This is a genomic window from Azospirillum sp. TSH64 (assembly GCF_003116035.1).
Lineage (GTDB): Bacteria > Pseudomonadota > Alphaproteobacteria > Azospirillales > Azospirillaceae > Azospirillum.
The window spans coordinates 3,899,941-3,919,566 of record NZ_LGQW01000015.1 but is presented as its reverse complement, the minus strand read 5'-3'; the positions used below and the strand labels follow the sequence as shown (position 1 = coordinate 3,919,566).

Genomic DNA, 19,626 nt, shown 5'->3' with positions numbered 1-19,626 from the left:
TGCCAGTCATTCGGGAACGATGGTCATTCGATGTTCTGCACCTGCTCGCGAAGCTGCTCGATGGAGGCTTTCAGCGACAGGCCGATGCGGGTCAGTTCGACGTCCGCCGATTTGGAGCAGAGCGTGTTGGCCTCGCGGTTGAACTCCTGGCACAGGAAGTCGAACCGGCGGCCGATGGCGCCGCCTTCCGCCATCATGTCGCGCGCGGCCTGGATGTGGGCGCGCAGGCGGTCCAGCTCCTCGCGCACGTCGGCCTTGCCGATCAGGATCGCAGCCTCCTGGGCCAGCCGCTCCTCCGACAGGGCGGGGAAGGAGCCGAGGATCGCCGCGACCTGGGTGCGCAGCTTCTCGCGCAGCGCGTCCGGCTGGGTCGAGGCGCAGGCCGACGCCGCGTCGACCAGCCGGGCGATCTCGTCGAGATGGCCGTTCAGCACCTCGGCGATGCGGGCACCCTCGGCGAGGCGGTTGACCGACAACTGGTCGATCAGCCTGGACAGGTCGCCCTTCAACGCCGACTCGACGCGCTCGCGCGCCTCGGTTTCATCCTCTTCGACCGGCTCGATGATGCCGCGGACGGCCAGCAGCGAATCCAGCCGCGGCGCGGCGGCCCCGGCACCCTCGATCTCCCGCGCGATCTCCAGAACCTGGGCCAGAAGCTCGCGGTTGATGCGCAGCTGCGACACCGCCTGGGCGCGGTTGACGGTCAGCGTCAGGTTGACGTTGCCGCGGGCCAGCCGCTTCGGCACATCGGCTCGGGCCGCCGCCTCGACGCTGTCGAAGCCGGACGGCAGGCGGCACCGCAGATCCAGGCTGCGGCCATTGACGCTCTTGGCCTCGAAGGTCCAGGAATAGCCGTCGCCGTGCCCGTCGACGCGTGCGAAACCGGTCATGCTGGCAATGACGGGGCGATGGGCTGGCAACGGCGGCCTCACTTGAAAAGCGGTGTCGAATGATGTCGTGCTTATAAACGCGACATCACCCCACAACAAGCGTCGGCGCCATAGGGCAGCCGACGGTCAGGGCGGAAATCCCATGAAGCAGCCGTGGTCCATCGTCATCACCGGAGCCTCCAGTGGCATCGGCGAAGCCCTGGCTGTCCTCTACGCCGCCCCCGGGGTCCGACTTGCCCTGAGCGGCCGCGACTCCGCAAGGCTGGAGGGTGTGGCGCAACGCTGCCGCGCCGCCGGTGCCCTGGTCGAGACGACGGTGATCGATGTGTCCGACCGCAAGGCGATGGCCGACTGGTTGGCGCGGGTCGATGCGGACACCCCGGTCGACCTGCTGATCGCCAATGCCGGCATGTCGGCTGGCACCGGCGATGGCGGTGAGACGGAGGAGCAGGCGCGGCGCATCCTGGCGGTGAACATCGACGGCGTTCTGAACAGCATCCACCCGCTGCTTCCGGCGATGCGGGAGCGGCGGAGCGGACAGATCGCCATCATGGCCTCGCTGGCCGGCTTCCGCGGTCTTCCCGGTGCGCCCGCCTATTGCGCCAGCAAGGCGATGGTCCGGGTCTATGGCGAGGCGCTGCGCGGCGATCTGGCCGGGGAGGGGATCGGTGTCTCGGTCATCTGCCCGGGCTTCGTCAAAAGCCGGATGACGGCAGTGAACCGCTTCCCCATGCCGTTCCTGATGGAGACCGATGCCGCGGCCAGGGTCATCCGCCGCGGGCTGGAGCGCAACCGGGCGCGAATCGCCTTCCCCTGGCCGATGATGGCCGTGGTCTGGCTGCTTGCCCTTCTTCCCCCAGCCTGGACCGACGGTCCGCTGCGGCAGGCCCCGCGCAAGACCTGAACGCGCGCTCAGTCCACCTTGGCGTGGGCGATGGCTTCGCGGACGCTGACGCCCTTGCGCATGATGTTGTCGACCGCACGGCCCTGGACCAGGTTGATCCCCATCTTGTGGGCATAGACCAGGCTGGTGACGCTGTCGCAGCGGGCCAGGATGAATTTGCAGCGGTCCTGTTCGGCGATGCGGTCGCGGAAATACTTCTCGAACGACGGGTCCATCTCCAGCATGTCGTTCGACCAGAAGATCTTGGCGTAGTCGGCGTTCAGATATTCCAGGTCGAAATTCGTCACCCAGAACGGGTTCAGCCCGTCGACCGCGATCTGGTAGCGGCGGTCCTGGGCGAACTCCACCACCTCGTTGAACAGCGACAGGTTTTCGATCAGGTCGCCCTTCGACACCTCAAGCACCACCTGCCCGCGGAAGTCGATCGGCAGCCGCTCGTCGAACTTCACGAATCCGGTCGAAATGACGGTGGACAGGTTGATGTTGATGCCGATCCGCCGCCCCCGCATGAAGCTGAGCCCATGGTTCAGGGCCCGCAGCACCGACTGGTCGAGATTGGCGGTGAAATAGTTGAACAGCCACTTGTTGGCGGTGATGTCGTAATCCGGGCAGAGCCGTTCCTGAAGAAGCTTGATCGAGATGTAGAGCTCGAAATACTCCATCTCGGCTTCGCCGCTGCCGATGTTGGCGATGCCCTGGTTGAACAGGAAGGGCGACAGGTCGAACATCTGCATCGAGCGTTCGAGCTTGCCGAGTTCTTCCAGCGTGATCGGCGGCTTGGTCTCGGTGACGTGGCTGCCGGTTTCGTTCGCCTGCAATTCTTCGATGAAACGGATGACGTTGATGAAATTCAACGCCAGTTCCATGATCGAATAGAGCGAATATTCCTTGTAGGGGTTGGGGCCGGTCAGCGTCGTCTTCGACAGGAAGACCTGTTCGACCGTCTGGCAGACGTCGGTCACGCCGGTGAGCTTCAGCCCCTTGTAGAGGATGATGACGTCGCCGTTGGAAATGTTGAAGGACTGCAGGTAGGACGCCTTGCTCGCCAGCTCCTGGATGATGGAGCGCACCATCATCTGGCTGCTGGGGTCGCGGTCCTTCAAAAGCGACAGGTGCATGTGGATCAGACGCATGCCCTGCAGCTCGTTCTTCGCCGACCGCAGCAGATTCAGCAGTTTGTCGTTGTCGAAGTCCGGCTTCTGATCCTTGGCGGCTGCGACGGCGGCCTGCTTCTCCGTGGTGGAAAGCCGGACACGGTCCCGTCCAATGGGTGGTCTGCCGCCAAACTTGCTCATACCTTGCTCACTCCCACAACAAGCGTCACGCCTGCCAACCACCCGTATCTACGGCCGCTCGTTGTTCGGCGGCCTTTTGCTTTCCATCCGGGCCCATCTGCCCGGGTGGCGTTGTCGGCAGGCCGCCAGGCCGGGCATGCCCCGGTCGGCATACCCCGGTCCGCTCGATGCTGCGAAGCCGAACCGATCTTAACGGTAACTTTCTTTAAAAAGCCCTTAAGGCTGAAGTCCGGGCGCAGGAGGTACCCGGACCGCAGCAAAAGGCGTCACAGTCATCGAAGCGACGCCATCCGAAAAGGTCAAGTTTCCGGTTCCGGCGGAACCGCCGACGGGCGTGGTTCGCCAGCAGGAACGATGCGGACGCGACGATCTATGACCGCAAGTCCGATCTTTCCATGCTTCAAGGCAAGTGCATCATTGCCGAAGAGTTCGCGCCGCCATCCCTGCATCGCCGCAATGTCTGCGCCATCGTCGGCCGCCAGGGCCTCCAGATCGGCGGACGACGCCACCAGCTTCGCCGCGACATTGTTCTCGTCGCACTTCATCTTCAGCAGGACGCGCAGAAGCTCGACGATCGGTTGCAGGCCGGGCGGCGGCTCCTCGCGCGGTTCGACGCGGGGCAGGGCGCTGTCCGGCAGGTCCAGCCCGCCCTTCACCGCGGCCAGCACGTCGGCGCCCTGGCGCCCCTCGGCGAAGCCCCGTCCCAGCCCGCGGGTGCGGGCGAGGTCATCGACGGTGGTCGGCGCATGGGCGGCGATTTCCAGCAGGGCCTCGTCGCGCAGAATGCGGGACCGCGGCTGGTCGCGGCGCTGGGCCTCGCGTTCGCGCCATGCCGCCAGCTCCTTCAGGATCGCCATGAAGCGCGGCTTGTTGGTGCGCACCTTCAGCCGCAGGTAGGAGCTTTCCGGATCGACCTGATATGTGGCCGGATCGGTGAGGATCGCCATCTCCTCCTCCAGCCAGTGCGACCGGCCGGAGCGGGCGAGGCGGCGCTTCAGCTTCTCATAGGCCGGGCGCAGATGGATGACGTCGGACAGGGCGTAGGTCAGCTGCCGCTCGGTCAGCGGGCGGTGCGACCAGTCGGTGAAGCGGCTGGACTTGTCGATGCGTGCGCCGGCCAGCTTGGTCACCAGCGTTTCGTAGCCCACGCTCTCGCCGAAGCCGCAGACCATCGCCGCGACCTGGGTATCGAACAGCGGATGCGGGATCTGGCCGGACAGATGCCAGAAGATCTCCACATCCTGCCGGGCGGCGTGGAACACCTTCAGGACCGACGGGTCGCTCATCAGCGCGAACAGCGGCGCCAGGTCGATGCCCTCGGCCAGCGGGTCGATGGCGACCGCGCCGTCGGGCCCGCCGACCTGGACGAGACACAGTTGCGGCCAATAGGTCTTTTCCCGCAGGAACTCGGTATCGACCGTGATGTATTCGGTCCCTGCCAGCGACTGACAGAAGGCCTGGAGGGCGTCGGTTGTCGTGATGAGCGTCATGGTTGCTTCATACACGACCGAACGGGTGCATGAAAGTCCGGCGAAGCGCGAAGGCGATGCCTTTTCCGGGACGGCCGGCCGGGCGGGCAGGGGGCGGATGGCTCCGGCCGGATTTTCCCGGTCCGCTTACCCCGCAGCCGCCAGGGTGTTAAACTGGCGGTCGACGGCCCGAGCTCCGGCGGATGGAACAGGTGAACAGGGGCGCGCAGAGTGTTTCACAGCGTTCCAAATGTCGCGTTCGGGCCCTGCCGGCTGCAGGCTCCGTCCTATCGCGGCTTGACTTTCGCCCGCGTCCGGTGTGGTGTGTCGGACCGCTTTTTCCGCCGGAATCCGCCCTTTTCAAGGTGTTTCGACCCATGCACCCCTACCGCACGCACACCTGCGGCCAGCTTCGTGAAGAGAATGCCGGTGAAACCGTCCGCCTGTCGGGCTGGATGAACCGGAAGCGCGACCATGGACAGCTGCTGTTCATCGACCTGCGCGACCATTACGGCCTGACGCAGTGCGTGGTCGATACCTCCAACCCGGCCTTCGAGGTCGCGAACCGGCTGAAGCTGGAATCGGTCATCACCGTCACCGGCAAGGTGGTGAAGCGCACGGCCGAGACGATCAACGACAAGCTGCCCACCGGCCGCATCGAGCTGCAGATCGCCGAGCTGACCGTGGAAGGCGAGGCGGAGCAGATCCCGCTGCAGGTCAACCAGGACACCGATGCCGGCGAGGACGTCCGCCTGCGCTACCGCTTCCTCGACCTGCGCCGCGAGCGCATCCATGAGAACATCATGCTGCGCTCGCGCGTGATCGCCTCGGCGCGCCGCCGCATGATCGACCAGGGCTTCACCGAATTCCAGACGCCGATCCTCACCGCCTCCTCTCCGGAAGGCGCGCGTGACTATCTGGTGCCCAGCCGCAACCATCCCGGCAAGTTCTACGCACTGCCGCAGGCGCCGCAGCAGTTCAAGCAGCTGCTGATGGTCGCCGGCTTCGACCGCTACTTCCAGATCGCCCCCTGCTTCCGCGACGAGGACGCCCGCGCCGACCGCAGCCCGGGCGAGTTCTACCAGCTCGATTTCGAGATGTCCTTCGTCACCCAGGAAGACGTCTTCGCCGCCATCGAGCCGGTTCTGCACGGCATCTTCGACGAGTTCGGCAGCTTCCGCCGCGACTCGAAGCCGACCATCGACGGCCTGCCGTTCCGCCGCATCTCCTACGCTGAATCGATGCTGAAGTACGGCAACGACAAGCCGGACCTGCGCAACCCGCTGGTCATCACCGACGTGACCGAGGTGTTCAAGCGCGACGACGTGGAATTCCGCGCCTTCAAGCAGACGCTGGAGAAAGGCGGCGTCGTCCGCGCCATCCGCGCGCCGAAGGTCTCCGACCGTCCGCGCAGCTTCTTCGACAAGCTGAACGACTGGGCCCGCGGGCTCGGTGCTCCCGGCCTCGGCTACATCGTCATGGAGGCCGGCGGCGGCAAGGGTCCGATCGCCAAGTTCGTGCCGGAAGCCGCCCAGGCCGCCCTGCGCGAGCTGGCCGGCCTCGAGGACGGCGACGCGATCTTCTTCGTCTGCGACCAGCCCGGCCCGGCGGCCAAGCTGGCCGGCTTCGCCCGCACCCGCATCGGCGAGGAGCTGGACCTGATCGAGAAGAACGCCTTCCGCTTCTGCTGGATCGTCGACTTCCCGATGTACGAGCTGGACGAGGAGACCAACAAGGTCATCTTCAGCCACAACCCGTTCTCCATGCCCCAGGGCGGCCTGAAGGCGTTGCAGGAGAAGAACCCGCTGGAGATCAACGCCTACCAGTACGACATCGTCTGCAACGGCGTGGAACTGTCCTCGGGCGCGATCCGCAACCATCTGCCCGAAGTGATGTACAAGGCCTTCGACATCGCCGGCTACCCGCCGGAGGAACTGGAAGCCCGATTCGGCGGCATGCTGAGCGCCTTCAAGCTGGGCGCCCCGCCGCACGGCGGTTCGGCCCCGGGCATCGACCGCATCGTCATGCTGCTGGCCGACGAGCCGAACATCCGCGAGGTCATCGCCTTCCCGCTGAACCAGCGGGCCGAAGATCTGCTGATGCAGGCCCCGGCTCCGGTCGACACTGCGCGTCTGCGCGAGCTTCACCTCAAGCTCGACCTGCCGAAGCCGAAGGTGGCCGCTCCGACGGCGCCTCAGGCGTAAAGGACGAGTATTCCCGAGAATTGGAGAGGCCGCGCCATTGAGGCGCGGCCTTTTTCAGTTACGGAAACATCCTCGACTTTCCGGCGATTTTCCTGGCTTTGATGCTATCGATGGCATCGATAAAGCTCTGCCGCGTTGCTTCCTGACCGAATTCGGCCTCGATGGGCTTCAGAGTGAACATGACGGCCGCCATCGATTGGTAGAAGGACATGTAGGTCAGGTTCAGCCCGGCGCCGGCCACGGCCCCGGCGATCGGTACCGATTGCGCCACGATTTTCGGCGACAGCGTTATCGCGAAGCGGCTGGCGATCTTCGTGATCATTTCAGCCAGCTTCGGCGCGGCAATGTTCGCTCCGACTCGCGAGGCAACGAAGAGGGCGTCCGCCTCGTCGTCATCGTCCAGGGGACCGCCAAGCGCGAAGACCTGGAGACAGGCGAGCTGTACCGCCGGGTCCTTCAAATCCGCACCCATGGAGCGGGCCACGTCGGCGATGGACCGAAGGATCGCTGTGGTGGTCACGGGCAATTCCGCCAGAATCCCCGGCGCCCCGAAAAAGCCACCCGCCGCACCGGTCGCGGCACCCAGCAACTTGTAGAGGCCTTTCGACGCCTCCTTGCCCGTCTCGCCATCCATGTTCAGGATCGCGACCTTGAACGCCTGGTCGAGCGCCGATCGAAGCGTATCGTGCAGGGAACTGCGAATGCCCTCGGGCAGCAGGTTCAACGTGCCGTCGACGGTGCTGCCCAGCTTGGCAACCGCGGACATCAGGATGCCCTGCGCCGCCATATATTGCTCTGCGGCGCCCTCCACCGCGGACAAGGCTTTCGAGTCCAAAGTCATCTGGTTCATCCACTGAAATAGACCGCGATACGCTGCGCCGCCGGTCTGACGGGAGCGGCCGAGGCTGAGCATCTGGCGCCCCTATAACGATGAGAATGCGGAGAGAGGATCACAACGACAAAAAGACTCTCCGTACCTGCGTGGCTGTTGCCAAAGTGATGCAAGAGAGCTATGTAAGCGCCGTCGTCAAAACCTCACGCGGGCTGGCGGACCCTCGGTTTTACCCCGATGGCCCGATCCGGTGTCTTCAGCCATGGTTTCCATGCGCTGTCGACAATGCCCGCGGCGGAGCAACCGGAAAAAGGGATTTTTTCCACATGACCATGCCCACCTTCACCATGCGCCAGCTGCTGGAAGCCGGTGTCCACTTCGGCCACCACACCCGCCGCTGGAACCCGAAGATGAACCAGTACATCTTCGGCGTGCGCAATGGCGTGCACATCATCGATCTCGAGCAGACCGTCCCGATGCTGCACCGCGCCCTGCAGGCCGTGCGTGACGTCGTCGCCGGCGGCGGCCGCGTCCTGTTCGTCGGCACCAAGCGCCAAGCCCAGGAGCGCATCGCCGAGGCCGCCGCCAAGTGCGGCCAGTACTACGTCAACCACCGCTGGCTCGGCGGCATGCTGACCAACTGGAAGACGATCTCCCAGTCGATCAAGCGCCTGCGCGAGATGGAAGAGCGTCTGGGCGGCGACACCTCGGGCCTGACCAAGCGCGAGATCCTGGAGCTGACCCGCGAGCGCGACAAGCTGGAGCGTGCGCTGGGCGGCATCAAGGAGATGGGCGGCCTGCCGGACGTCATCTTCATCATCGACACCAACAAGGAGTCGATTGCGGTCAAGGAAGCCAACAAGCTCGGCATCCCGGTCATCGCGGTCCTCGACAGCAACTCCGATCCGGACGGCGTGGCCTTCCCGATCCCGGGCAACGACGACGCGCTGCGCGCCATCGAGATGTACTGCGACCTGACGGTCGGCGCCGTGCTTGACGGCCTGCAGGCCGAGATGAGCGCCGCCGGCATCGACGTCGGCGCCGCCGAGGACGCCCCGGCCGAGCAGCTGCCGGAAGAAGAGACCGCCGAGACTGCCGCCCAGGCCTGACCCTGACGGTTGAAGGGCAGCCGGGCCTTATGACCTATGGCCCGGCTGCCTTTTTTATGGGCTGCCTTTTTGATGGGTTGCCACCCGTTTTGACTTTGTGACTCAATCCGATCCGCCTGCCGGATCGCTTGGAAGGAAGAGGGCGCAACATGGCCGAGATTACCGCCTCGCTCGTCAAGGAACTGCGCGAGAAGACCGGCGCGGGCATGATGGACTGCAAGAAGGCGCTGAACGAGACGCAGGGCGACCTCGAGGGCGCCGTCGACTGGCTGCGCAAGAAGGGCCTCGCCGCCGCCGCCAAGAAGTCGGGCCGCGTCGCCGCCGAAGGTCTGGTCGCCGTCGCCACCGCCGGCACCAAGGGTGCCGTCGTCGAGGTGAACGCCGAGACCGACTTCGTCGCCCGCAACGACAAGTTCCAGGCTTTCGCCGCCAAGTCCGCCGAGCTGGCCCTGGCCACCGGTGGCGATGTCGAGGCCCTGAAGGCCGCCGCCTATCCGGGCACCTCGCACACCGCCCAGGACGAGCTGACCAGCCTGATCGCCACGGTCGGCGAGAACATGAACCTGCGCCGCGCCGTCACGCTGTCGGTTTCGGCCGGTGTCGTCGTCAGCTACGTCCACTCGGCCATCGCGCCGGGCCTGGGCAAGATCGGCGTTCTGGTCGCCCTGGAGTCGACCGGCGATGCCGGCAAGCTGGCCGACCTCGGCAAGCAGATCGCCATGCACATCGCCGCCGCCCGTCCGGACGCGCTGGACATCGCCGACGTCGACAGCTCGTCGCTGGAGCGTGAGCGCAGCGTGCTGGCCGAGCAGGCCCGTGCTTCGGGCAAGCCGGAAGCCATCATCGAGAAGATGGTGGAAGGCCGCGTCCGCAAGTACTACGAGGAAGTCTGCCTGCTGGAGCAGACCTATGTGATCGACGGCGAGACCAAGCTCCGCAAGGTGGTTGAGAACGCCGCCAAGGACATCGGCGCCCCGGTCAAGGTCACCGGCTTCACCCGCTTCGCGCTGGGCGAAGGCATCGAGAAGGCCCAGTCGGACTTCGCCGCCGAAGTTGCCGCCGCCGCCGGCGGTCAGGGCTGAGACCGGCAAGGTCGAACGCTTAGATCCGCAAGCCGTATTCTGAAACAGCAAGGGAGCGTTCCCCCCATGGTCGATACCACCGGGACCACCACGCCGGCCGGGAGCGCCCGCTACAAGCGCGTTCTCCTCAAGGTGTCGGGCGAAGCGCTGATGGGTCAGCGCGACTATGGCCTGGACCCGGAGATGGTCAACCGCATCGCCAACGAGGTGAAGGCGGTGATCGGGCTCGGCGTCCAGGTCTGTCTGGTCATCGGCGGGGGGAACATCTTCCGGGGTGTGAAGGGTGCGGCGAGCGGCATGGAGCGTGCCTCGGCCGACTATATCGGCATGCTCGCCACCGTGATGAACGCGCTCTCGATGCAGAGCGCGCTCGAGCGGATGGGCGTCAGCACGCGGGTGCAGTCGGCCATCCCCATGTCGACGGTCTGCGAGCCCTACATCCGGCGCCGCGCCGTCCGCCACATGGAAAAAGGCCGGGTGGTGATCTTCGCCGCCGGCACCGGCAATCCCTTCTTCACCACCGACACCGCCGCGGCGCTGCGCGCCTCGGAAATGGGCTGTGATGGTCTGCTGAAGGGGACGCAGGTCGATGGCGTCTATACCGCCGATCCGAAGAAGGATCCGACGGCCGAGCATTACGAACGCCTCACCTACATGGATGTCCTGACCAAGGAACTCCAGGTGATGGACGCTTCGGCGATCGCGCTGTCGCGCGAGAACCACATTCCCATTCTGGTCTTCTCGATCCACACGCCCGGCGCCTTCGCCGAAGTGATGCAGGGCCGTGGCAAGCACACCATCATAACGGAAGAAAGGGAGTAGGCCCGTGGCTGCGCCCGACCTATCGGATCTGAAGCGCCGCATGGAAGGCGCGCTTGACTCGTTTCGCAAGGAACTGGGCGGCCTCCGTACCGGCCGCGCCTCTTCCAACCTGCTGGAACCGGTGATGGTGGAGGCCTATGGCAGCCGCATGCACCTGCGCGAGGTCGCGACGGTCTCCGTTCCGGAGCCTCGCCTGATCTCGGTCCAGGTCTGGGACCGCGGCATGACCAAGGCGGTCGAGAAGGCCATCCGCGACAGTGGACTGGGCCTGAACCCGCAGGCCGAAGGCCAGGTCATCCGCGTGCCGCTGCCCGACCTGACGCAGGAGCGCCGCGCCGAACTGGCGAAGGTCGCCCACAAGTATGCCGAGCAGTGCCGGGTCGCCATCCGCAACATCCGTCGCGACGGCATGGACGGCTTGAAGAAGGCGGAGAAGGCGAGCGAAATCACCCAGGACGAGCACAAGGTCCAATCGGACAAGGTGCAGGTTCTGACCGACCAGCACATCAAGCTGGTCGACGATTCGCTTGCGCAAAAAGAAAAGGAAATCATGCAGGTCTGATCCGGAATGCGCGACGCGGACGACAACCGGTCCAACACGGCTCCTGGGCACGTCGCCATCATCATGGATGGCAATGGGCGCTGGGCCAAGGCGCGCGGCTTGCCGCGCACCGCCGGGCACAAGAAGGGCGTGGACGCCGTCCGCCGCACCGTGGAAGCGGCGCGCGAACTTGGCATCGGCACTCTGACCATCTTCAGCTTCTCCTCGGAGAACTGGCGCAGGCCGGAAGAGGAGATCAGCGACCTGATGGGCCTGCTGCGCTTCTATCTGCGCAGCGAGGTTGCCGAACTGCACCGCGGCGGTGTCCGCCTGCGGGTGATCGGCGACCGGACCCGCCTGTCCGAGGACATCAACCGGCTGATCGACAATGCCGAGGCATTGACCCGCGACAACCGGACCATGACCCTCGTCGTGGCTCTCAGCTATGGCTCGCGCCTGGAGATCGTCCATGCGGCGCGCCGGCTTGCGGAAGAGGTCGCTGCCGGCCGCCTCTCGCCGGAGTCCATCGACGAGGACGCGCTGTCGGCCCGGCTCTACACGTCCGACATTCCCGACCCCGACCTGATCATCCGCACCAGCGGCGAGAAACGGATCAGCAATTTCCTGCTCTGGCAGGCGGCCTATGCCGAGTTGGTCTTCGTCGATACGCTCTGGCCCGATTTCACCAAGCGCGATCTGGAGGCGGCGATTGAAGAGTTCCACCGACGGGAACGCCGCTTCGGCGCCACCACCGCCGGGTCCCGCTGACAGCGCGGCGCCCGCCGCCGCGGCTCCGGTCAAGCCATCCAAGACAGGCGACCTCAAGGTCCGTGTCCTGTCGGCGCTGGTCATGGCGCCGGTCGTTCTTGGCGCCGTCTGGGCCGGCGGCTGGGTATTCCATGCCCTGATCGCCTTCGGATCGGTGATTGCCGTTTCCGAATGGACCAGCATCGTTCCCAGTTCCCGCCGGCTTCCCGCACGCCTGATGGCGAGCATCGGAATCCTGGTTGCGCTGATGGTGCAGATCGTCGCCGGTCCGGCTGCCGGGGTGGGAGCGGCGGCTGCCTTCGCGGTTTTGACCGCCATCGTCGGCGGCGGCTCCGACCGCGGCCTGCTCGGCTTCGGTGTGCTGTATGTCGCAGTCGGGATGGCCGGCCTGATGTGGCTGCGCGATCTGCCCGACAGCGGGCTCTCCCTGTTCCTCTTCGTCCTCATTGCCATCTGGGCAACCGATATCGGCGCCTACGCCGCCGGGCGCAGCATCGGCGGCCCGAAGCTGGCGCCGCGCATCAGCCCCAAGAAGACCTGGGCCGGCCTGATCGGCGGCATGGCTGCGTCCGCCCTGTTCGGCTGGCTGGTGGCGCTCGCCTTCGGGGCGGCACGTCCGGACATCGCTCTGGCGGTCGGCGCCGCCACTGCCGTGGTCGGGCAGGCCGGCGACCTGTTCGAATCGGCGGTCAAGCGGCGCTACAATGTGAAGGACAGCGGCCAGCTCATTCCCGGGCATGGCGGCATCCTCGACCGCATCGACGGGCTTCTGGCCGCTGCCCCGGTGCTGGCCTTGTTCCACGCGGCCGTTGGATCGGTTCTGTCATGGTGGTGAAAGCGGACGCGCCGCGCAGCGTGACGATTCTCGGGTCGACCGGCTCGGTCGGCACGCAGACCGTCGACCTCGTCTCCCGCGACCCGGAGCGCTTTCCGGTGGAGGCGCTGACCGCCAACCGCAACGTCACCCTTCTGGCGCAGCAGGCGCGGCAGTTGAATGTCCGCATGGCCGTGGTCGCCGACCCGGCCGCCTATGCCGAGTTGAAGCGGCTTCTGTCCGGTACCGGTATCGAGGTCGCCGCCGGCTCCGAAGCGGTCGCCGCCGCGGCGGAACGGCCGGCCGACTGGGTGATGGCCGCCATCGTCGGCGCCGCCGGACTGGAGCCGACGCTCGCCGCCATCCGGCGCGGCGCCATCGTCGCCTTCGCCAACAAGGAGGTGCTGGTCTGCGCCGGCGCCCTGATGATGGAGGAGGTCAAGGCGCACGGCGCCACGCTTCTGCCGGTCGACAGCGAGCACTCGGCGATCTACCAGGTCTTCGATTTCGAGCGCACCGAAAGTGTTTCCCGCCTGATCCTGACCGCATCCGGCGGTCCCTTCCGCGCCAAGGACCGCGCCTTCATGGCGGCGGCGACGCGCGAGCAGGCGGTGGCCCATCCCACCTGGGACATGGGCGCCAAGATCTCGGTCGACAGCGCCACGATGATGAACAAGGGGCTGGAGCTGATCGAGGCCCATTTCCTGTTCGGCATTCCCGAAGAGCGCATCGATGTGCTGGTCCACCCGCAGTCGGTCATCCATTCCCTGGTGGAGTATGTCGACGGCTCGGTGCTGGCGCAGCTCGGCACGCCCGACATGCGCACGCCCATCGCCTATGCCCTCGGCTGGCCCGCCCGCATCGCCACCCCGGCGGAGCGGCTGGATCTGGTCAAGGCCGCGACGCTGACCTTCGAGGCGCCGGATCCCGTGCGATTCCCGGCACTTCGGCTGGCCCGGGCTGCCTTGCAAAGCGGTGGGGGCGCTCCTACTATACTCAGTGCCGCCAACGAGGTGGCCGTCCAGGCGTTTCTCGACCGCCGGATCGGCTTTCTCGACATCGAACGGATCGTCGAGGAGACGTTGACGGCGTTGCCCCACCGCCCGCTGCGCGATCTCGCCGCCGTGCGGGAGGCCGACGCGGATGCGAGGCGGGATGCCGCCGGCCGTGTTGCGGCCATCGGTGCGACGGCGGTTGGCAGCCGATGATCCGTGTTCGAGGCGCTGGAAGGCGCAAGGGTTGAAATGGACGTTATCGGCGGTTTCTGGACCTCGGTGTTGGCCTTCCTTCTGGTCCTCACCGTGCTCGTGTTCGTGCACGAGCTTGGTCACTATCTGGTCGCGCGGCGCAATGGCGTGCGGATCGAGACCTTCTCCATCGGCTTCGGGCCGGAGATCTTCGGCTTTACCGACCGTGCCGGCACGCGCTGGAAGTTCAGCGCTCTGCCGCTCGGCGGCTACGTCAAGATGTTCGGCGACGCCGATCCGGCCAGCACGCCGGGCGCGCATCTGACGGCGATGTCAGCGGAGGAGCGTGCGGTCTCCTTCCACCACAAGCGGGTGGGGCAGCGCGCGGCCATCGTCGCTGCCGGTCCGATTGCCAATTTCGTCTTTTCCATCGTCGTGCTGGCCCTGCTGTTCATGACGGCCGGCCAGTCCTTCACCCCGCCTGACGTCGGCGGCATCCAGCCAGGCAGTGCCGCGGAGCGGGCCGGCATCCAGCCGGGCGACCTGATCCTGTCGGTCGACGGCACCGGCGTCCAGCGTTTCGAGGAAATCCGCCAGATCGTTTCGATCCGTCCCGGCCAGCCGCTGGCGGTCGAGTTGAAGCGCGATGGCCGGGTGATGACCCTGACCGCGACGCCGGATTCGCAGACCGTCACCGACCGACTCGGCAACGCCCATCAGATCGGGCTGCTCGGGATCAGCCGCGGCAGCGTCGGTATGATGCGCCACGATCCCCTGACCGCCGTCTGGCAGGCGGGACGAGAAGTCGCAGGCATGATCACCGGCACCTTCACCGCGCTGGGCCAGATGGTCCAGGGATCGCGCGGGACGGAGGAACTGGGCGGGCCGCTCCGCATCGCCCAGATGTCGGGCGAGGTGGCCCAGTCCGGCTGGTACCCGCTGGTTTGGTTCATGACCTTCCTGTCGGTCAATCTGGGGCTGATCAACCTGTTCCCGGTCCCGATGCTCGATGGCGGACACCTGCTTTTTTACGGGATCGAAAAGCTGCTCGGCCGGCCGTTGGGAGCGCGAGCGCAAGAATACGGTTTCCGAATTGGATTGGCCTTGGTATTAACGCTCATGGTCTTCGCCACGTGGAACGACCTGGTTCAGCTGCGCGTGGTCGATTTCTTCCGGGGACTGGTTTCCTAAAGCCAGCCCCTTGCCAGGGAGCGTGATTTGCCGGTGTCGAGCAAAGTTCTGGTGGCGGGCCTGCTGGCCGGCTGCGCCATGACGACGGTGTCTGTCGCCCACGCCCAAACCGCATCCTCGCCCGGACGGGCGACGGGTGCCTCGGGGTCCATGGTCGCCCAGGTGTTCAGTGGCGGTACGGTGCGCGACATCCGGGTCGAAGGCACCCAGCGAATCGAGCCCTCCACGGTCCGCTCCTATCTGACGATCCAGCCGGGCGACCCGTTCGATCCCGACCGGATCGATCAGTCGTTGAAGTCGCTGTTCAACACCGGCCTGTTCGCCGACGTCGTACTGAAGCGCGAGGGCGATGCACTGGTCGTGACGGTCGCCGAAAACCCGATCATCAATCGCATCGCGTTCGAGGGGAACCGGCGCATCGACAAGGAGACGCTGGATAAGGAAATCCAGCTGCGTCCCCGCGTCGTCTACACGCGCACCCGTGTCCAGTCCGACGTCCAGCGCATCCAGGACATCTATCGCCGCCAGGGCCGCTTCGGCGCGACGGTCGAGCCGAAGATCATCCAGCTCGACCAGAACCGCGTCGATCTGGTGTTCGAGATCAACGAGGGCGTGCGCACCGGTGTGCGCGGCATCACCTTCATCGGCAACGAACATTTCTCGGACGGCACCCTGCGCGAGAACGTCCAGACGAAGGAATCGGCCTGGTGGCGCTTCCTGACGTCGGATGACAATTACGATCCCGACCGGTTGAGCTATGACCGCGACCTGCTGCGCCGATTCTATCTGAAGGAAGGCTATGCCGACTTCCGCGTGGTGTCTGCGGTCGCCGAGCTGACGCCGGACAAGTCGGACTTTTTCATCACCTTCACCATCGAGGAAGGTGAGCGTTACAAATTCGGCAAGGTCGACATCAACACCTCGCTGAAGCAGCTCGATCCGGCCGTTCTGCAGAACAGCGTGCTCACCACCGAGGGCGATTGGTACAACGCCCAGAAGGTGGAAGACACCATCACGAAGCTGACGAACGCCGTCGGCGATCTGCAATACGCTTTCGTCGATGTCCGGCCGCGGATCACGCGCAACCGCGAAACCCACACGATCGACATCACCTACGAGATCAACGAAGGGCCGCGCACCTTCGTCGACCGCATCGACATCTCGGGCAACGTCAGGACGCTCGACAAGGTGATCCGTCGCGAGATGCTGCTGTCCGAAGGCGACCCCTTCAACTCTTCGAAGTTGAAGCGCTCGGAACAGCGCATCAAGGATCTTGGATTCTTCGAGCGCGTGAACATCACGACCGCAGAGAGCAGCGCGCCCGACCGCACCGTGGTCAATGTCGATGTCGCAGAGCAGTCCACCGGTGAAATCTCCATCGGTGCCGGCTTCTCGACCTCCGACGGTCCGCTGGGTGACTTCTCGATCCGCGAGCGCAACCTGCTCGGCCGCGGTCAGGATCTGCGTCTGGGTGCGACCCTGTCGGGCCGGCGCCAGCTGTACGATATCTCCTTCACGGAGCCGTACTTCATGGACCGCGACCTGTCGGCCGGCGTCGACGTGTTCCGGACCCGCTACAACTACCAGGACGAAAGCTCGTTCAACGAGAAGAACACCGGCTTCGCCCTGCGCCTCGGCTATCCGCTGACCGAGCGCCTGCGCCAGCGCGTCTACTACCAGTTGCAGGACACGCTGATCGAGGAAGTGCCGACGACCGCGTCGAAGTACATCCAGGAGCAGCGCGGCGAACGGCTGACCTCGCTGATCGGCCAGGAGCTGACCTACGATGTCCGCAACAGCAAGCTGACGCCGACGGAAGGTTATTTCATCCGCCTGACCAACGACATTGCCGGCCTCGGCGGCTCGGTGCGCTTCCTGCGGAACAAGCTGGCCGGTGGATACTATCTGCCGCTCGGCGATGACCAGTGGGTGCTCAGCACGACCGGTGAGATCGGCTACATCCACGGTCTCGGCAAGAAGGTGGATCTCGGCGACCGCTTCTTCATCGGCGGCGATACCCTGCGCGGCTTCAACACCGCGGGCATCGGCCCCCGCGACGTTTCGACCGGCGACGCGCTGGGTGGTACGCGCTATGCCCGTGCGTCGGTGGAGATGAGCTTCCCGTTCGGCCTGCCGGAGGAATTCGGCCTGCTCGGGCATGCCTTCACCGACGTCGGCACCCTCGGCAAGGTCGACATCAAAGATCCGAACGTGAAGGATGACGAGAGCATCCGCGTTTCCATCGGCACCGGTGTGTCGTGGAAGTCGCCGTTCGGCCCCATCCGGCTCGACGTTGCGCTGCCGATCCGCAAGGAAGGCTACGACAAGAAAGAGCTCGTCCGCTTCAGCTTCGGAACCAGGTTCTAAGATGCAATCCACGCTGTCCAAGACGCGGCTTCGCGTCGCCCTTCTGTCGGCCGTCACGGCTGCCGGTCTCGTTCTTACCGCAGGTGCTGCTCAGGCCCAGTCGGCGCCCAAGGCCGAGGCTCCCAAGGCGGAAGCTCCCAAGACCGATGTGCCGGCGCCGGGTGCGGAGCTGAAGGCTCCGGTCATTGCCGTGATCGACGTGCAGAAGATCATGCAGGAATCGAACGCGTCGAAGGGCATCACCAAGTCCTTCGAATCGCTGCGCGACTCCTACCAGAAGGAAATCTCCGCGCTGGAGGACAAGCTCCGCAAGAACGAGGACGAACTGCGCAAGCAGCAGACCGTTCTTTCGCCGGAAGCGCTCGCTACCAAGCGCCGCGACTTTGAAAAGCAGGTCGCCGACGTCCAGAAGACGGTGCAGACCCGCAAGCGCGCCCTGGAAACCAGCCTGAACGAGGCGATGGCCGTCGTTCACAAGACGATGGTCGAAGTGGTCGCGGACATTTCCCGTGAGCGGGGTGCCAATCTCGTCCTGGCCCGCCAGCAGTTCGTTCTGGTCGACACTCAACTCGACGTTACCGACATGGTGATGGAGCGGGTGAACAAGAAGCTGCCGCAGGTTGCACTGAACGTTCCGAAGCAGTAATGCAACTCTGACCGGGGCCGCTGCCATCCCGTGTGGGACGGCGGCGGCCCCGTTCTGTTTCCGGTCTCGGTGCTCTTCCGGGTTCGGCGTTGCGGTCGCCGCGGAAATGGGGCAAGAAGGCGGAGCAAACAAGAAGGTGCCGGTGGCCCCCATCGGGGCGGCGGTGCCCATTCCCTGAAACGGGGAAAACTGAACTCTATCGGTTGGTGGAAAGGCGGGCGGCCGGGCAATGGACGTGACGGCGGACAACAGCGCACAAAGCAACAAGATCGACGACATCGACATCCTGCGGATCATGAAGATGATTCCGCATCGCTACCCGATCCTGATGATCGACCGGGTGATCGATGTCACGCTGGGCGAAGGCGCCACCGGCGTGAAAAACGTCACGATCAACGAACCCTTCTTCCAGGGGCATTTCCCGTCGCGTCCCGTGATGCCGGGCGTGCTGATCATCGAGGCGATGGCCCAGACCTCCGCCGTTCTGGTGGTTGCCACGCTGGGTCCGGATGCCGAAGGCAAGCTGGTCTATTTCATGACCGTCGACGAGGCGCGTTTCCGCCGTCCCGTCACCCCCGGCGACACCATCCACATCCACGTCACCAAGCAGCGCCAGCGCGCCAACGTGTGGAAGTTCAAGGGCGAGGCCAAGGTCAACGGCGTCCTCGTCGCCGAAGCCGTCTATTCCGCCATGATTCTGGACGAAAAATGACCGTTACCATCCATCCGTCCGCCATCGTCGATCCCGCGGCCAAGCTGGGGGAAGGGGTCAGCGTCGGCCCCTTCTGCGTCGTTGGTCCCGACGTCACGCTGGGCGATGGCGTTCGGCTGGTTTCGCATGTGGCGGTCGATGGGCGCACCAGCATCGGTGCGGACACCGTCATCTACCCCTTTGCGTCCATCGGCCATCGCCCGCAGGATCTGAAGTTCCATGGCGAGCCGTCGGAGCTTGTCATCGGTGCCCGCAACCAGATTCGCGAGCATGTGACGATGAACCCGGGCACCGAGGGCGGCGGCATGATCACCCGCGTCGGGGACGACGGGCTGTTCATGATGGGCTCGCATGTGGCCCATGACTGCGTCGTCGGCGATCATGTCATCATGGCCAACAACGCCACCCTGGGCGGCCATGTGACGCTGGGCGACTATGTCATCATCGGCGGGTTGTCGGCGGTGCGCCAGTTCGTGCGCATCGGCTCCCACGCCATGATCGGCGGCATGTCGGGCGTTGAGAACGACGTGATTCCCTTCGGTCTCGTGATGGGCGACCGGGCGCGGCTTGCCGGCCTGAACCTTGTGGGGCTGGAGCGTCGCGGCTTCAAGAAGGACGACATCCACGCCCTGCGTGCAGCCTATCGCATGCTGTTCGGTCCGGAAGGCACCTTCGCCGAGCGGGTCGACGGGGTCGGGCGCGATTTTGGCGAGCGGGCGCTGATTTCGGATGTTCTGTCTTTCATCCGGGCCAAGGAAGCCCGGTCTCTTTGCCAGCCGCGCGAGAGCTGAGG

General features: G+C 65.4%; 18 protein-coding genes. 14 read left to right on the top strand and 4 right to left on the bottom strand.

Annotated features, from left to right (window positions below; all coding sequences use genetic code 11):
• Positions 1 to 23 precede the first annotated feature (23 nt).
• Entirely contained in the window at positions 24 to 890 is an 867-nt protein-coding gene (locus TSH64_RS19185) for a YicC/YloC family endoribonuclease (RefSeq protein ID WP_109447382.1), read from the bottom strand.
• Between the two features lie 142 nt (positions 891 to 1,032).
• Here TSH64_RS19185 and TSH64_RS19180 point away from each other — a divergent pair, with 142 nt between their 5' ends.
• The gene (locus tag TSH64_RS19180; protein ID WP_109447380.1) at positions 1,033 to 1,794 is read left to right on the top strand and encodes an SDR family NAD(P)-dependent oxidoreductase; all 762 of its coding nucleotides are present in this window, start codon (positions 1,033 to 1,035) and stop codon (positions 1,792 to 1,794) included.
• Between the two features lie 8 nt (positions 1,795 to 1,802).
• Here the strand turns inward: TSH64_RS19180 and TSH64_RS19175 are convergent, their stop codons facing one another.
• Positions 1,803 to 3,089, bottom strand: coding sequence for a hypothetical protein (locus TSH64_RS19175; RefSeq protein WP_109447378.1), 1,287 nt, complete (start codon positions 3,087 to 3,089; stop codon positions 1,803 to 1,805).
• Between the two features lie 299 nt (positions 3,090 to 3,388).
• Positions 3,389 to 4,579, bottom strand: coding sequence for a ribonuclease D (gene rnd / locus TSH64_RS19170; protein ID WP_109447376.1), 1,191 nt, complete (start codon positions 4,577 to 4,579; stop codon positions 3,389 to 3,391).
• A gap of 356 nt (positions 4,580 to 4,935) precedes the next feature.
• Here rnd and aspS point away from each other — a divergent pair, with 356 nt between their 5' ends.
• Positions 4,936 to 6,762, top strand: coding sequence for an aspartate--tRNA ligase (gene aspS, locus TSH64_RS19165; protein ID WP_109447374.1), 1,827 nt, complete (start codon positions 4,936 to 4,938; stop codon positions 6,760 to 6,762).
• A 58-nt stretch (positions 6,763 to 6,820) separates the two neighbouring features.
• On the opposite strand, the gene TSH64_RS19160 is transcribed toward aspS, so the two are convergent.
• The gene (locus TSH64_RS19160) at positions 6,821 to 7,675 is read right to left on the bottom strand and encodes an EcsC family protein (protein ID WP_109447372.1); all 855 of its coding nucleotides are present in this window, start codon (positions 7,673 to 7,675) and stop codon (positions 6,821 to 6,823) included.
• A 245-nt stretch (positions 7,676 to 7,920) separates the two neighbouring features.
• On the opposite strand from TSH64_RS19160, the gene rpsB reads away from it, so the two are divergent.
• The 12 genes from rpsB (at position 7,921) to lpxA (ending at position 19,624) form a co-directional block, all read left to right on the top strand.
• Entirely contained in the window at positions 7,921 to 8,703 is a 783-nt protein-coding gene (gene rpsB, locus TSH64_RS19155; protein WP_098739982.1) for a 30S ribosomal protein S2, read from the top strand.
• Between the two features lie 149 nt (positions 8,704 to 8,852).
• The gene (gene tsf, locus TSH64_RS19150) at positions 8,853 to 9,785 is read left to right on the top strand and encodes a translation elongation factor Ts (protein WP_109447370.1); all 933 of its coding nucleotides are present in this window, start codon (positions 8,853 to 8,855) and stop codon (positions 9,783 to 9,785) included.
• A gap of 66 nt (positions 9,786 to 9,851) precedes the next feature.
• Positions 9,852 to 10,607 carry a UMP kinase gene (gene pyrH, locus TSH64_RS19145; protein WP_109447368.1) on the top strand — a complete coding sequence of 252 codons (756 nt, stop codon included), beginning with the start codon at positions 9,852 to 9,854 and terminating at the stop codon, positions 10,605 to 10,607.
• Between the two features lie 40 nt (positions 10,608 to 10,647).
• Positions 10,648 to 11,169, top strand: coding sequence for a ribosome recycling factor (gene frr / locus TSH64_RS19140; protein ID WP_211099175.1), 522 nt, complete (start codon positions 10,648 to 10,650; stop codon positions 11,167 to 11,169).
• 6 nt (positions 11,170 to 11,175) lie between these two features.
• Positions 11,176 to 11,916, top strand: coding sequence for an isoprenyl transferase (locus TSH64_RS19135; protein ID WP_109447365.1), 741 nt, complete (start codon positions 11,176 to 11,178; stop codon positions 11,914 to 11,916).
• Positions 11,858 to 12,751: a phosphatidate cytidylyltransferase gene (locus TSH64_RS19130; RefSeq protein ID WP_109447363.1), complete on the top strand. Its 894-nt coding sequence runs from the start codon at positions 11,858 to 11,860 to the stop codon at positions 12,749 to 12,751. The genes TSH64_RS19135 and TSH64_RS19130 overlap by 59 nt, the downstream gene beginning before the upstream one ends.
• The gene (locus TSH64_RS19125; protein ID WP_109447361.1) at positions 12,742 to 13,938 is read left to right on the top strand and encodes a 1-deoxy-D-xylulose-5-phosphate reductoisomerase; all 1,197 of its coding nucleotides are present in this window, start codon (positions 12,742 to 12,744) and stop codon (positions 13,936 to 13,938) included. The genes TSH64_RS19130 and TSH64_RS19125 overlap by 10 nt, the downstream gene beginning before the upstream one ends.
• Before the next feature lie 36 nt (positions 13,939 to 13,974).
• Positions 13,975 to 15,108 (top strand): RIP metalloprotease RseP, encoded by a 1,134-nt coding sequence (gene rseP, locus TSH64_RS19120; protein ID WP_109049994.1) that lies wholly within the window; start codon positions 13,975 to 13,977, stop codon positions 15,106 to 15,108.
• A gap of 27 nt (positions 15,109 to 15,135) precedes the next feature.
• Complete coding sequence (bamA, locus tag TSH64_RS19115) at positions 15,136 to 17,475, top strand: outer membrane protein assembly factor BamA (protein ID WP_109447359.1); 2,340 nt, start codon at positions 15,136 to 15,138, stop codon at positions 17,473 to 17,475.
• Between the two features lies 1 nt (position 17,476).
• A complete protein-coding gene (locus TSH64_RS19110; RefSeq protein ID WP_109447356.1) occupies positions 17,477 to 18,121 on the top strand; it encodes an OmpH family outer membrane protein in 645 nt (214 codons plus the stop codon).
• 229 nt (positions 18,122 to 18,350) lie between these two features.
• Positions 18,351 to 18,833, top strand: a complete 483-nt coding sequence (gene fabZ, locus TSH64_RS19105) for a 3-hydroxyacyl-ACP dehydratase FabZ (RefSeq protein ID WP_109447354.1) — start codon at positions 18,351 to 18,353, stop codon at positions 18,831 to 18,833.
• Positions 18,830 to 19,624 (top strand): acyl-ACP--UDP-N-acetylglucosamine O-acyltransferase, encoded by a 795-nt coding sequence (gene lpxA, locus TSH64_RS19100; RefSeq protein WP_109447352.1) that lies wholly within the window; start codon positions 18,830 to 18,832, stop codon positions 19,622 to 19,624. Before fabZ ends, lpxA begins: the two co-directional genes overlap by 4 nt.
• Positions 19,625 to 19,626: the final 2 nt, after the last annotated feature.